Consider the following 13,821-nt stretch of genomic DNA (forward strand, 5'->3'; position numbering starts at 1 on the left):
AAATAGATGTTAAAACGCACTAAAATCGGCATTACCGCACTGCTCCTCGCTGGAACAGCACCTGTCTTTGCCGAAGAAGCAGGCCCCTCGACTGTCGTAGCGACTGTGAACGGTACAGAGATCACCCTCGGGCATATGATCGTCGCGCGCGAAACTCTGCCCCAGAACTACCAGAATATTGATGACAAACAGCTCTTTGACGGCATTCTCGAGAACCTGATCCAGCAAACCCTGCTCGATCAATCTCTGAACGGTGAGTATTCCGAGCATGACAAGCTGGCGATGGAAAATGACCGTCGTGCGTTTCTTGCTGGCGCAGCGATCACTGCTGCTATTCGCGACGCCATCACAGACGACGTCGTTCAAGAGCTCTATGACGAAGCCTATAAGGACGCTGAGCTGGGCTCCGAGTACTCCGCGGCGCACATTCTCGTAGAGACAGAAGACGAAGCCAAAGCGCTTGTTGAGGAGCTAGAAGGCGGCGCAGATTTCGCCGAACTCGCCCGCGAAAAATCCACCGGTCCTTCCAGCCCGAACGGTGGCGATCTTGGCTGGTTCTCAAAGGGAATGATGGTTCCACCGTTTGAAGAGGCCGTTATGGCGCTTGAGGACGGCGCAGTTTCCGCACCCGTCGAAACGCAGTTCGGCTGGCATGTGATCCTGCGCAAAGAGTCCCGCGAAGTGCAACCACCAGCAATCGACGAAGTGCGCGATCAACTGGTTGAGCCGGTACAGCGCGAGGTTCTGACAAAGCTGATCGAAGACCTGACCAATGCGGCGGATATTTCGCAAGCAGAAGAAGGCACTATCGATCCTGCGCTTATCAAGAAATCCGAACTTTTGGAGTAATCCATGAAAGTATCACCGCTGGCCCCGAAAGAGGGGTTTCCGTCGCTTCCTGTTGTTGACGGGGTTGAGTTTGCGGCCACTGCGGCTGGTGTTCGATACAAAGGGCGGGACGACGTTATGGTCGCCCGTCTTTGTGAGGGCACGGCGATTGCGGGCGTTTTCACACGTTCCGCAACGCGCGCCGCTCCCGTATTGGATTGCCAAGCCAAGATCGGCGGTGATGCGAGCGGGCCAGCGGCGATTGTGGTGAACTCCGGTAATGCCAACGCCTTTACCGGAGGGCATGGCGTTAAAGCTGTTGAGGCCGTTACCCAAGCCGCGGCAGGGGCGCTTGATGTTCCTGTCTCGCGGGTATTCACAGCTTCAACTGGCGTGATTGGCGAGCCTCTCCCTGCAGAGCGCATCACCGATAAGTTGGCTGAACTTTCCCAAAACCTTGCGCCAAACGCGTTCGAACGTGCGGCCAAAGCAATCATGACAACGGATACCTTCCCCAAAGGGGCGAAGGCCGAAGTCGACGGCATTACAATCGCCGGATTCGCAAAAGGCTCTGGCATGATCGCGCCGGATATGGCGACGATGCTTGTCTATATCTTTACCGACGCGAAAATTGCACAAGACCGCCTACAAGCCATCTTGTCCAAGCTGAACAACAAAACTTTCAACTGCATAACTGTGGATAGCGACACCTCTACTTCAGATAGCCTGCTTCTCGCAGCAACGGGCAAGGGCCCCGAGGTGAAGGACGAGGCAGCTTTCGAGAACGCGTTGCACGGTGTTATGCAGAACCTCGCGCATCAAGTTGTCCGCGATGGAGAGGGCGCGACCAAATTCGTTGAAGTGAACGTAACAGGCGCGGATTCAGACGCTGACGCCCACCGCGTTGCCATGGCGATCGCGAATTCTCCGCTAGTCAAAACAGCGATCGCTGGCGAAGACCCGAATTGGGGCCGCGTGGTCATGGCTGTTGGCAAATCCGGTGCTAAAGCAGACCGCGACCGCCTTTCTATCTCCTTTGGCGACATCCTTGTTGCGGAGAAAGGCTGGGTTTCCGAGAGCTATACCGAAGAAGCAGGCGCCTCCTATATGAAACAGGAAGACCTCGTTTTGAGTGTTGATTTGGGCATCGGGAAAGGTACGGCAACCGTCTGGACCTGCGACCTCACCCATGGATACATCGAGATCAACGCGGATTACCGTTCATGAAAACTGTGCTTGTTTCGGCGGTTGCCTTGATTGACCGTGATGGCCGCGTTCTGCTTGCGCAGCGTCCCGAGGGGAAGTCGATGGCGGGTCTCTGGGAGTTTCCGGGCGGCAAGGTTGAAGCAGGAGAAACTCCAGAGATCGCCTTGATCCGCGAGCTTCACGAAGAGCTTGGTATTGATACATGGCAAAGTTGCCTTGCGCCGCTCACATTTGCGAGCCACAGCTATGATGACTTTCACCTACTGATGCCACTATTTGCCTGTCGCAAATGGAACGGAACGCCCCACCCCAAAGAAGGGCAGACTCTGAAATGGGCGCGGCCGAACGAGCTTAGAAACTACCCAATGCCACCAGCGGATATCCCGCTAATTCCAGTTCTGCGCGACTGGCTCTAGAGGTTAAGCTTTAACAACCAAATCAAAGTTGCGCCAAACCATCCGCGATTTCCTGTGCAATTGCTTCGGCATCGATCCCGTCGCGCTCCGCAGATACTCTTAGGCCCAATAGGTCGGACTGATATCTGCGAGCGAGCACCTTCGGATCATGGGTAGCGGCAATCGATCCGTCGCTTTGCGCTTCCTGAAAAAGATTGGCGAATTGGCTCTCCATCTTCAGCAAATGCTGGTTTGCATCCTCGGACAACGGGCTGTTGTGCGCTTGCAGTTCCAGCAGTGTTTTTGAGAGCATGCAGGCCTTGGCTGGTGCGTCGCTATTTTCAACCACCATCGCGGGAAAACGTTGAAGCGCCTTCAATGGCCCTTCTTCGTCGGCAAGCTTCCTTAAACGCGCCCGCCCCTCAGAGGCATATCGCTCCAGAGCGAGCTTGAACAAGGCATCTTTTGACCCGAAGGCCGCATAAAAGCTTCCCGGCTTCATCTGCAACGTCGCCTCAAGGTCCTTGAGCGATGTACCCGCCCAGCCCTGTCGCCAGAACAAGTCTCGGGCGCGTCCGATCAGTTCATTTCTATCATAATTTGGCTTCCGAGGCATGACATCACCAATATTTGAGTGTTTGCTCAATTATATACTTGAGTGATCACTCAAGAAAGCCTAAATAACAATCATCACCAATTCGAAAGGACGTTAAATTGACTTTCCCATCCCACGATATGGACTCCGCTCCAGAGGCTTCCAAACCGCTGCTCGAGAACTCCCAGAAGGCATTCGGCCGCCTTCCTGGCTTGCACAAGGTGCTGGCAGAAAGCCCACAGGCCTATGAAGCTTACCAACTCCTCCACAAGCTCTTTACCGAAACCGACTTTGACGCTGACGAACTGACAGTTGTTTGGCAGTCGATCAACGTTGAGCATGAGTGCCACTATTGCGTTCCGGCCCACACAGGCATCGCAAAGATGATGAAGGTTTCTGACGAAATCACAGAAGCGCTGCGCAACGAGACGCCGCTTCCCTCCGAGAAGCTCGAAGCTCTCCGTACATTTACAGTTCAAATGGTGCGTGAGCGCGGCAATCTAAGCGAAGCTCAAATGCAGGCATTCTTTGATGCCGGTTATGGCCACCGCGCGGTACTGGACGTGATTTTGGGCTTGGCTCAGAAGACTATGTCAAACTACGTGAACCACCTCGCCGTGACTCCTGTCGATGAAGTGTTCCACCCGCTTAAGTGGGAGCGCAGCGACAAACCGCTAGAGGTATAAGACCCTCTGCTCTTTTAGCAATTTCACTCACGCAACAAAAAAGGGGCCGCGAACACGGCCCCTTTTCTTATGTCTTTTTGCGAACTTACTTCAGTGTCCGCTCGACTGACTCGCGCTCGAAGATTTCGATCACATCGCCAGGACGGATGTCGTCGTAGTTCTCGAAAGCCATACCGCATTCCTGACCGGACTGAACTTCCTTCACTTCGTCTTTGAAGCGTTTCAGCGTTTTCAGCGTGCCTTCGTGGATCACAACATCGTCGCGCAGCAGGCGTACACCAGCGCTGCGGCGGGCAACGCCTTCGGTCACGATACAACCAGCAACGCGGCCAACACCGGTAACCTTGAACACTTCCTTGATCGACGCGTAACCGATGAAGTTTTCGCGGATTTCTGCGGAGAGAAGGCCGGAAGCCGCCGCTTTCACATCATCCACAAGGTCATAGATCACCGAGTAATAGCGGATCTCAACGCCCTTCTGGTTGGCCGAGTTCCGCGCAGAGGCATTAGCCCGCACGTTAAAGCCAAACACAGGCGCTTCGGACGCTTCGGCAAGGCCGATATCCGATTCCGTGATAGCACCAACGCCAGAGTGAAGAACGCGAACGCGCACTTCGTCGTTGCCGATTTTCTCCATCGCCTGAACGATCGCTTCGGCAGAACCCTGCACGTCTGCTTTCACAAGGATCGGAAGCTCGGCAACGTTCTCGTCGTCTTTGGCTTTTGCCATAAGCTGTTCGAGAGTTGTTGCAGCACCAATCGCAGCGCGCTTTTCTTTGGCGGCATGAGCACGGTAATCCGCAATCTCGCGAGCCTGTGCCTCTGTCTCAACAACGTTCAGAACGTCACCCGCTTCAGGTGTACCGTTGAGGCCAAGAACCTCTACCGGAACCGAAGGGCCAGCGTCATTGATACGGTCGCCTTTGTCGCTCAAGAGCGCACGCACGCGGCCCCACTGTTCACCAACAACAAAGATATCGCCTTTGTGCAGCGTACCGTTTTGAACAAGAACCGTCGCCACAGGACCACGACCAACGTCAAGCTGCGCCTCGATCACAGCACCGTTTGCGGCGCGATCAGGGTTAGCTTTGAGATCAAGCAGTTCAGCCTGAAGCGAAATAGCCTCAAGCAGATCATCCAGACCCGTACCGTTGATAGCCGAAACTTCAACGTCCTGAACTTCACCGGACATTTTCTCAACGATCACTTCGTGCTGAAGGAGATCGGTGCGAACTTTGTCTGGGTTGGCTTCCGGACGATCAATTTTGTTAATCGCTACAATCATCGGCACACCAGCAGCTTTGGCGTGGTGGATCGCTTCGATTGTCTGTGGCATCACCGCGTCATCGGCGGCAACCACAAGCACAACAATATCCGTTACTTGAGCACCACGAGCCCGCATCGACGTAAACGCCGCGTGGCCCGGAGTATCGAGGAACGTCAGAAGCTTACCTTCATCAGTTTTCACCTGATAGGCGCCGATGTGCTGGGTAATACCGCCAGCCTCGCCAGCAACAACTTTCGCCTTACGGATCGCATCCAAAAGCGAAGTTTTACCGTGGTCAACGTGGCCCATAACCGTGATGACAGGAGGACGGGAAACCAGTTTTTCCTCATCATCTTGAACGTCAGCGATTACGTCCTCAACGTCAGACGCAGAAACGCGCGAAATCTTGTGGCCGAATTCTTCGACAATAAGCTCGGCTGTATCAGCATCAATTGTTTGGTTCTGCGTAACCATCATGCCCATGTTCATGAGCGCTTTAACAACGTCACCAACACGTTCGGCCATACGGTTTGCAAGCTCGGAAACAACAATCGCTTCCGGCACCTGAACATCACGAACAACCTTTTCGCGCTCGACCTGACCACCCATAGCCTTTTGACGCGCACGCTCTTGCTTACGCTTCATCGATGCCATGGACCGCTGACGGCCACCGTCACCACCGCGCAGCGCTTGGTTCAGCGTCAGCTTGCCGGAACGACGCTTATCTTCGCCAGCGTTTTTGGATGGGCGATCATTGCGATCATTGCGGTCGTTGCTTTTGCGTGGAGCAGAAGACGGACGTCCTGCTGGACGGCTCGCCGCTGCTTCAACCTCTGCCGGATCGGCAGGGCGTGCAGCTTTCTTGGGCGCTGCAGATTTAGCGGCTTTTTCGGCCTCTGCGCGCTCCTTGGCGATCTCTGCTTCTTTACGGGCGCGCTCTTCTTCTTCAGCCTTGGCCTTCGCACGCTCGGCACGTTCTTTTTCTTCGGCTTCTTTAGCCTCGATCTCCGCACGGCGGCGGGCACGATCTTCGGCGCGCTGCTTTTCTTCAGCTTCGCGCTTCGCTGCTTCTTCGGCCTCGCGCGCTTTTGCAAGCTTCAGAGCCGCCAAACGGCGCTCCATCTCGGCATCCGAAATGCCTGCCGGACGACGCGAAGGATCACCAACCGAAGCCGAGCTCACGTTTGCTTTTGCCGCACCAGGCTTGGGAACAACAACGCGCTTGCGTTTTGTCTCAACAACAACGTTCTTTGTCCGTCCGTGGCTAAAGCTCTGCTTTACATTGCCCGGACGTCCTGCGCCGCCGCGAATTCCCAGTGTTTTTTTGCCGTCACTATCGCTCATGTGGTCTTCGTACCCTTCTCGGTGGATGTTCCACCGCCATTTGCGCGCACGCCTCTAAGACGTTTGGCATCCTCTACCGCACTATCGGTGAGTCCGCCAGATGCAAGCGCGCCATGTATCACATTTTCCCGCCCGAAAGCCAAACCCAATTCCGATGCCGTAAGCATATCGATATATAGGTCTCTGTCTCGAGGGGGGCGAAGCTTGGATTTTCCACGCTCCGACCCATCGCTGGCCTGAAACAAGACTTTCGCCTGCTCCGCCTCAAGCCAACCCTTAACTTTTTCGTAGCCCGTGATCGCCCGGCCCGCTTTCCGCGCCAAAGAGATATAGTCTACGACCCGCCGCGCAAGCGCAGCTTCGGTATCATCAACCAAGGTTTCCGGCACCTTGACCGCTTGTTTGGCCGCCTTGGAGAACAGCCCCTTATTGGCAGCCTTCTCTAAAGCCGCGCGATCAGCCGTCACCCAGATGCCGCGCCCCGGAAGCTTTCCGGCAACATCCGCAAAAACGGTGTTCTCCGGTCCGATCACAAACCGGATCATCTCGGATTTATCCCGTGTCTCGCCGGTGGCAATGCACCGTCGTTCGGGGTTTTCCCGTTCGTTTTTTCGACCGCCGCGCGCCATTCAGGTTACCCGAAGCTTTACGCTTCGGTCTCCTCTGTTGCGTCTTCGGAACTTTCTTCCGCAGCTTCTTCTTCTGCTTCGGCTTCCAGTTCTGTCGGATCGACCCACCCAAGCATAATGCGGGCGGTCATAACCAGATTCTGCGCTTCTTCGAGCGAAACATCGAAGGGCTCAAGAACGCCATCGTCCTTTTTACGCTCGCCGTTTTCAGTGGTCCAACCACCGGCAAGCTCCCAATCCGCGCATGTTGCGAAGTCTTCGAGGGTTTTCACTCCATCTTTTGCAAGCGCAAGTACCATTTGGGGTGTCAGACCATCAAATGCAACCAGGCTGTCTTCAACGCCGAGTTCACGTGCCTCTTCCAGCGCCTTTTTATTAGCGGCTTCGAGGTAGTCACGCGCACGAGCTTGAAGCTCTCCGGCTGTATCTTCGTCAACACCGTCAATCACCAATAGCTCGTCTACTTCAACGTAAGCCACCTCTTCGAGGTTGGTGAAGCCTTCGGACACGAGAAGCTGCGCAAAGAACTCGTCGAGGTCGAGCGCTTCCATGAACAGGCTTGTGCGTGCAGCGAACTCTTTCTGACGACGCTCGGATTCTTCGGCCTCTGTCAAAATGTCGATATCAAGACCGGTCAACTGGCTCGCAAGGCGAACGTTCTGACCACGGCGACCAATGGCAAGCGAAAGCTGCTCATCAGGCACAACAACCTCAATACGCTCGGCTTCTTCGTCAAGCACAACCTTGGACACTTCAGCGGGCTGAAGCGCGTTCACAAGGAAGGTTGGCGCATCGTCATTCCAAGGAATGATGTCGATTTTCTCGCCCTGAAGCTCGTTCACAACGGCCTGAACACGGCTACCGCGCATACCAACACAGGCACCTACAGGGTCAATCGAACCATCGTAAGAGATCACTGCGATCTTGGCGCGCGAACCTGGGTCACGGGCAACAGCCTTGATGTCGATGATACCGTCGTAAATCTCCGGCACTTCCATCTTGAACAGTTCAGCCATGAATTGCGGGTCTGTCCGGCTCAGGAAAATCTGAGGGCCACGCACTTCGCGACGCACATCTTTGATATAGCAGCGGATACGATCATTCGGGCGATAGCTCTCGCGGCCGATCTTCTCGTTGCGGCGCAGGATACCTTCGCCACGACCCACATCAACGATGACATTGCCGTACTCTTCGCGCTTAACAACACCATTGATGATGGTGCCTGCGCGGTCTTTGAACTCTTCGTACTGGCGATCACGCTCGGCTTCGCGCACCTTCTGAAGGATCACCTGCTTGGCAGATTGCGCCGCGATACGGCCCATCTCTACTGGCGGAACCTCGTCAATGATCTCTGCGCCCACTTCTGGGTTTTCAAGATAATCGCGGGCTTGCGCAACAGTCAGTTCGGCGAGGTGGTTCTCAACCATATCGTCTTCAACCACGGTGCGAACCCGTGTGAATGTGGCGCGGCCGGTTTTGCGGTCAATGCTGACGCGGATATCCATTTCGGCGCCGTAACGCGATTTGGCGGCCCGTGCGAGGGATTCTTCCATCGCTTGAACAACCAGATCGGGATCGATCATCTTTTCACGTGCGACCGCTTCGGCGGTTTGCAAAAGCTCAAGCTGGTTGGCTGAAGTAATTGCCATTGTCACTGCTCCTTAGAAGCGTCAGTTTCTGTTTTAATCTCGTCGAAATCGTCTTCGTTCACGATGCCCGCCGCTTTACGTTGCTTGAGCATTTCCGCGATTAATTCGTCTGTCAGGACCAGCTTGGCATCTACCAGCCAGTCAAACTTGAGGCCGATTGTCCCTTCGGAAATCGTGATCAGAACCTCGTCATCTTCGGTTCCCGCGAGCTTGCCTTTGAAACGGCGACGGCCATCAATCAGTTCAGCTGTTTCAAGCTTAGCCTCATAACCATGCCAAAGCTCAAAATCCTTCATCCGCGTGAGCGGGCGGTCGATACCAGGGCTCGAGACCTCAAGCGAATAGAGCCCGTCAATCGGGTCTTCGACATCAAGCGTTGCACCAACCTCGGTCGAAACCTTGGCGCAATCTTCAATTTCCATGCTGCCGTCAGGTTTCTGAACCATCAACTGCAGCGTTTTCTCTTCGCCACCCATGAGCCGCACACGGACCAATTCAAACCCCATATCCTCGATAACGGGCTGAACTATACCGGCCAGACGGCGATCAATAGCAGCTGTAGCAACAAGATCAGACAAGGTATCTCCAAGCACAAAAAAACGGGCTGCGCGGCCCGTTGAGAATTTCGGTGGGCATTGGGAGTGGACCCCAACGCGCCGCTGTTGAAAAGGGATATACGTGCAAACGCCTGAGTCTACAAGGCCCAAATAGACTCAGCTATTTTGCGGGCTTCTGCGCAACGATAAACACTGCTTCGCCTCGCTTGGGCTGCCAGACGTGATCAAGCGCAAATCCAACATCGGTAATGCTCGCTTCCAACTCGGATTTATCAAACCGCTGAACAGGAGGCATCAGATTGATTTTACTCAATGCGGGTACAATCGTGTTGCCAAAGATACCCGGCAAGCCATTGATCTCCGACATACAAACAGTGCTCGAGATAAGAAAGCCGCCTGGCTTCACCACATCATACAGCTGTTTCACGACCTGTTTGTAATCCGGCAGCAAATGAAGAATCGACATCGCCAGAACCGCATCAAAGCTGTTGGCTTCATATCCCATTGCATCAATATCAAGCTTGTCGACCGTAAGATTGGACAGCCCTGCTGCACGCACCTTTTTCTTGGCAATCGCTAACATCTTGTCAGAAAAATCTGTGGCGAGATACGAGCGCACTAAAGGTGCATGAACAATCGCCGTTGACCCAGTACCGCAGCCAATTTCCAAAACATCCATATCTGGTGTGAGGTAGCTTTGGGTCGTTTCGAGCTTATGTTGGTACGCAGCCTCATTTGTAATAGGCGACTTTGCGTAATTTTTCGCAATAGCATTCCAGAACCAAACCGACTGCCCCATTACGGCCACTCCCAAAAATTTCTAAATCAATGGAAACTGAATCGACCTCAACACCGATCAAATCAATGGGTGCGCAAACATTGCCAGCGACTGTCTCTATTCAGCAACCCAACCGATATCACGATGCGTACCGTCACAGAACGGCTTGTTTCCGGACCGACCACATCGACAAAGAACATATTTTCGCTCTGACATGCCTTCGCCCTGTTTCGGAGACTTCAGCTCCACATCAGCAACCCAATACGGGCCATTTTTCTCAACAGTCACACGCGGCCCATCGGGCACAAGGTGCGTTGGGTCTTCGCCCTTCGCCGCCATAGTCAGCGCGCCGGACGGACATCCGGCAATCACCGCTTCGATCTCTTCACGGGTTCCTTTATCCGGCTCAATCCATGGCCGCTTCTTAGCGTCAAACACATGGGCAGCGATACGATTACATTCCGCAGCATGGGCACAAAGCATCGGGTTAAAGTAAACGACGATCTCTTCACCCTCAAACGGGACCAACCGATCTCGGCCCGCAGGTTTACCGCGCTCTGACGAAAACCCTGTTTTCTTATGGCTGCCGTCGCAAAACGGCTTATTCTTGCTGTTCCCACACCGACAAAGAAACATCACGTTCTTTCCCTCGGCGTCCGCTCCAACGAGGTTCAATTCCCCCTTCACGCGAAGCGGGCCGTTCTCTACTGGTTCGATCTCTGGAGTTTTGGCGGCATCGTCGTTTGAGTCACTCATAGCTTCCTCCCGATGTTGGCTTTTGGAAGCTTGCGAGACACAGCGCGGCAAATCAAGCCGTGCTAGAGATGGAGTTCAGCTTTCTGAAAGGTGAGGCGGTCTGTAATTTGGATCAACGCGCGGGTAATTTCCGGCTCTGACATTGCATGCCCCGCAACCGGAACCATCGTCAGATCACACTTTGGATGACGCGCGGCAAGCGCCTGTGCTGCCTCGGGAGGGCAAACCATATCCTGACGGCCTTGCACAATTGAAACACCAATATGCTTAATCTTTTCAATATTTTGAAGAATATACCCATCCTCAGATAGAAACACTTTATTGAGGAAGTAATGGTTCTCAAGCCGCGAAAACGCTCTTGCGTAGTCCGCTGGCGGTGTCATGGAGCGGCCATTCGACGTAACCGAGGCAAGCGCATTTTCCCACGCAGCCCATGATTGCGCGTATCGCGTCTCTACCGCGCGATCACCTGAGAACAAACGTTTGTTATATGCCGCGATCATATCACCGCGCTCATCTTCGGGAATCAGCTCTTCGAACGAATGCCAAACCTCGGGATAAAACCGTGCAGCACCGCCACCATAGAACCAATCAAGCTCCCGCTGCGTAGCAAGGAAAACTCCGCGCAGTACCAAATGCGCCACCGCGGCAGGATGAGTTTCGGCATAAACAAGCGCAAGCGTTGCGCCCCAGCTTCCGCCAAAAACAATCCAGCGGCTTATGCCAAGGTGCTCTCTAATTTTCTCAATATCTTCAACAAGATGCCATGTCGTGTTGGCCTCGACCGAAGCATTGGGGCGTGACCGCCCGCACCCCCGTTGATCAAACAGGATCACTCGATAGATTGCCGGATCGAAAAACCGGCGCATCATGGGCGAACAGCCGCCGCCAGGACCGCCGTGCAACACCACAACAGGCAGCCCCAACGGGTTGCCGCATTGCTCAACATAGATTTCGTGACCGTCACCAACATCAAGCATTTGCCGATGAAACGGTTCAATTGCCGAAAAAAGATAGTCGGATGCGCTGTTTTGGCGTGAGATTCTGTCCATGCAATTACTATATAGGGGGAGTAGCTGGCTTGCCCATGACAAATCGCCACCAACCTGTGAGGATCAGATGACAACAGAAACCAACACAATCGACCCGCAAGAAGTCGCGAAGTTCGAAGCCATGGCGGCAGAGTGGTGGGATCCGAACGGGAAGTTCAAGCCGCTTCATATGCTCAATCCCTGTCGGCTTGATTACATCACACAGCAAATCGCAGCAGAGTTTGACCGTGACCTGACGGCCAACAAACCGTTTGAAGGGCTGCGGATCATCGATATTGGTTGCGGGGGCGGGCTTTTGTCTGAACCTATGGCGCGGCTTGGGGCAACAGTTGTGGGCGCGGATGCGGCGGCGGGCAATATTCCCGTGGCGCAGGTTCATGCACAATCGCAAGGGCTTGAGATCGACTATCGCAACACAACAGCAGAAGCGATCGCAGATGAGGGCGAACGGTTTGATGTCGTGCTCAATATGGAAGTTGTGGAGCATGTGGCTGATCCACAGGGTTTTTTGACCGCCTGCCAAACGCTTCTCAATCCAGGTGGCTTGATGTTGTGCAGCACAATTAACCGCAACCCGAAAAGCTTCGCGATGGCGATCATCGGAGCAGAACACATCATGCGCTGGCTGCCAAAGGGCACGCATGAATGGAATAAATTCATTACGCCCGACGAACTCTACCAACTCATAGAAAGCGCGAGCCTAAGACCCGTAGACCGCAAGGGGTTTGTGTTTAATCCGATTACATGGAGTTGGTCGATTTCTGATCGTGATCTCTCGGTGAATTACGTCACCGCAAGCGTCAAACCAGCCTAATTTTCGGCCAAGCGAACGCGCAGTTCGCGCAGCACAGGTAATATCGAACGCACCTTATCCGACCCGATATCGCCGACCACACTGGCAACCGCCGGTGCAATAGCAGTCAATGCCGCCTCACAGGCGCGCCGACCAGACGGGCTAATCGCTACGAACTTACGCCGCGCATCATCCCAATCGGGGCGGATATGAACATGCCCTGCCGCCTCTAGTTTTGAGAGCGTGTTGGTCATCGCCCCGCGTGTTACCGAAAAGGCTTTTGCCAACTGCGCGGGCGAGCGTTCGCTACTTACGTGCATCAGGTGGTTCAAAACCGAAAAATGCGATAGCTCCATTCCCTTAGGCAAAGCTTTTCCCAGCCTGTTGCGCGCAAGCTGATCAGCCATGAAAATCTCGCTAAACAGCGAAATCGCAAGGGAATTGTGTTGATCGGTCATGACGGTTTTTTAAACGCCCGAGCATTTTTTAGCGAGGGAATTTTTTGCCGCGCTGTTTCAACCTCATCAACGTCGATGTCAACAATCATCACGCCAGGGTCTTCGCCTGCATCTGCTAGCACCTCGCCCCATGGCGATACCACGAGCGAATGCCCGTAAGTTCTGCGCTCTGACCCGTCTTGTTGGCGATGGCTGCCACATTGCGCTGGCGCCAAAACGAAACAACCCGTTTCAATCGCCCGAGCGCGAAGCAAAACATGCCAATGCGCCTCACCCGAAACAGCTGTAAAGGCCGCCGGCTGCGTGATGATCTGCGCGCCGGCTTCGGCCAAGGCTCTGTGAAGCTGTGGAAAGCGCACGTCATAACACACCGTCATTCCGACGTTGCCCAAAGGTGTTTCTGCAACGACCGCATCTTCGCCGGGACGGTATCCCGCGCTTTCTTTGTAAGTTTCCGTTTCCGAAAGCTCGACATCGAACATGTGGATTTTGTCATAGCTCGCCGTGATCTCGCCTGTTGGAGAGATCAGGAAAGACCGATTGGCGAAGCGGTCCTCGTTTTCCAGCTTAATCCCGAGCGAGCCGATCAGTATCCAAATGCCGAGCGTCGCTGCTTCGTTCCGGATAGCCGCAAGCGTTTCGTCCTCGCTTTGAAAACTTAGCACCGCTTGCTGATGTTTACGCGAATTCGAAACGCAGTTGGACACTTCAGGCGTCAGCACGAACTCCGCGCCCTTCTCGGCCGCCTCGCAGATCATGCCGAGAATAACGGGCAGATTCTCTTTGGGTGAATCCGAGGAGTTCAGCTGGCAAAGCCCGACCCGCATG

At 54.3% G+C, this 13,821-nt stretch carries 15 protein-coding genes; 5 read left to right on the forward strand and 10 right to left on the reverse strand.

Features of this window, described 5'->3' with window-relative positions; translation table 11 throughout:
- The first annotated feature begins 6 nt into the window (after positions 1-6).
- Genes N9C89_RS13450 through mutT form a run of 3 tightly spaced genes read left to right on the forward strand, consistent with a single transcriptional unit; the run spans position 7 to position 2,450 of the window.
- Positions 7-849: a peptidylprolyl isomerase gene (locus N9C89_RS13450; RefSeq protein ID WP_263954488.1), complete on the forward strand. Its 843-nt coding sequence runs from the start codon at positions 7-9 to the stop codon at positions 847-849.
- A 3-nt stretch (positions 850-852) separates the two neighbouring features.
- Positions 853-2,055 carry a bifunctional glutamate N-acetyltransferase/amino-acid acetyltransferase ArgJ gene (gene argJ, locus N9C89_RS13455; protein WP_263954489.1) on the forward strand — a complete coding sequence of 401 codons (1,203 nt, stop codon included), beginning with the start codon at positions 853-855 and terminating at the stop codon, positions 2,053-2,055.
- Complete coding sequence (gene mutT, locus N9C89_RS13460; protein WP_263954490.1) at positions 2,052-2,450, forward strand: 8-oxo-dGTP diphosphatase MutT; 399 nt, start codon at positions 2,052-2,054, stop codon at positions 2,448-2,450. The genes argJ and mutT overlap by 4 nt, the downstream gene beginning before the upstream one ends.
- 22 nt (positions 2,451-2,472) lie before the next feature.
- On the opposite strand, the gene N9C89_RS13465 is transcribed toward mutT, so the two are convergent.
- Positions 2,473-3,045 (reverse strand): TetR/AcrR family transcriptional regulator, encoded by a 573-nt coding sequence (locus N9C89_RS13465; RefSeq protein WP_263954491.1) that lies wholly within the window; start codon positions 3,043-3,045, stop codon positions 2,473-2,475.
- A 98-nt stretch (positions 3,046-3,143) separates the two neighbouring features.
- On the opposite strand from N9C89_RS13465, the gene N9C89_RS13470 reads away from it, so the two are divergent.
- Entirely contained in the window at positions 3,144-3,710 is a 567-nt protein-coding gene (locus N9C89_RS13470; RefSeq protein ID WP_263954492.1) for a carboxymuconolactone decarboxylase family protein, read from the forward strand.
- 85 nt (positions 3,711-3,795) lie between these two features.
- On the opposite strand, the gene infB is transcribed toward N9C89_RS13470, so the two are convergent.
- The 7 genes from infB to pip form a co-directional block, all read right to left on the reverse strand.
- Complete coding sequence (gene infB, locus N9C89_RS13475; protein WP_263954493.1) at positions 3,796-6,321, reverse strand: translation initiation factor IF-2; 2,526 nt, start codon at positions 6,319-6,321, stop codon at positions 3,796-3,798.
- On the reverse strand, positions 6,318-6,950 hold the full coding sequence (locus N9C89_RS13480) for an RNA-binding protein (RefSeq protein WP_263954494.1): 633 nt from the start codon (positions 6,948-6,950) through the stop codon (positions 6,318-6,320). Before N9C89_RS13480 ends, infB begins: the two co-directional genes overlap by 4 nt.
- Before the next feature lie 17 nt (positions 6,951-6,967).
- Positions 6,968-8,599 (reverse strand): transcription termination factor NusA, encoded by a 1,632-nt coding sequence (nusA, locus tag N9C89_RS13485; protein WP_263954495.1) that lies wholly within the window; start codon positions 8,597-8,599, stop codon positions 6,968-6,970.
- A 2-nt stretch (positions 8,600-8,601) separates the two neighbouring features.
- A complete protein-coding gene (gene rimP, locus N9C89_RS13490; RefSeq protein WP_263954496.1) occupies positions 8,602-9,177 on the reverse strand; it encodes a ribosome maturation factor RimP in 576 nt (191 codons plus the stop codon).
- Between the two features lie 139 nt (positions 9,178-9,316).
- On the reverse strand, positions 9,317-9,955 hold the full coding sequence (locus N9C89_RS13495; RefSeq protein ID WP_263954497.1) for a class I SAM-dependent methyltransferase: 639 nt from the start codon (positions 9,953-9,955) through the stop codon (positions 9,317-9,319).
- Between the two features lie 96 nt (positions 9,956-10,051).
- On the reverse strand, positions 10,052-10,690 hold the full coding sequence (locus N9C89_RS13500; protein ID WP_263954498.1) for a CDGSH iron-sulfur domain-containing protein: 639 nt from the start codon (positions 10,688-10,690) through the stop codon (positions 10,052-10,054).
- A 62-nt stretch (positions 10,691-10,752) separates the two neighbouring features.
- Positions 10,753-11,742: a prolyl aminopeptidase gene (pip, locus tag N9C89_RS13505; protein ID WP_263954499.1), complete on the reverse strand. Its 990-nt coding sequence runs from the start codon at positions 11,740-11,742 to the stop codon at positions 10,753-10,755.
- Positions 11,743-11,809: 67 nt separating this feature from the next.
- Here pip and ubiG point away from each other — a divergent pair, with 67 nt between their 5' ends.
- Positions 11,810-12,556, forward strand: a complete 747-nt coding sequence (gene ubiG / locus N9C89_RS13510) for a bifunctional 2-polyprenyl-6-hydroxyphenol methylase/3-demethylubiquinol 3-O-methyltransferase UbiG (RefSeq protein ID WP_263954500.1) — start codon at positions 11,810-11,812, stop codon at positions 12,554-12,556.
- On the opposite strand, the gene N9C89_RS13515 is transcribed toward ubiG, so the two are convergent.
- Both N9C89_RS13515 and N9C89_RS13520 read right to left on the reverse strand, forming a co-directional pair.
- Entirely contained in the window at positions 12,553-12,993 is a 441-nt protein-coding gene (locus N9C89_RS13515; protein WP_263954501.1) for a MarR family winged helix-turn-helix transcriptional regulator, read from the reverse strand. The two genes, ubiG and N9C89_RS13515, sit on opposite strands and share 4 nt — an antisense overlap.
- On the reverse strand, positions 12,990-13,820 hold the full coding sequence (locus N9C89_RS13520; protein ID WP_263954502.1) for a carbon-nitrogen hydrolase family protein: 831 nt from the start codon (positions 13,818-13,820) through the stop codon (positions 12,990-12,992). The genes N9C89_RS13515 and N9C89_RS13520 overlap by 4 nt, the downstream gene beginning before the upstream one ends.
- Position 13,821 lies beyond the last annotated feature (1 nt).

Source organism: Halocynthiibacter sp. SDUM655004 (assembly GCF_026015885.1).
GTDB classification, from domain to species: domain Bacteria; phylum Pseudomonadota; class Alphaproteobacteria; order Rhodobacterales; family Rhodobacteraceae; genus Falsihalocynthiibacter; species Falsihalocynthiibacter halioticoli.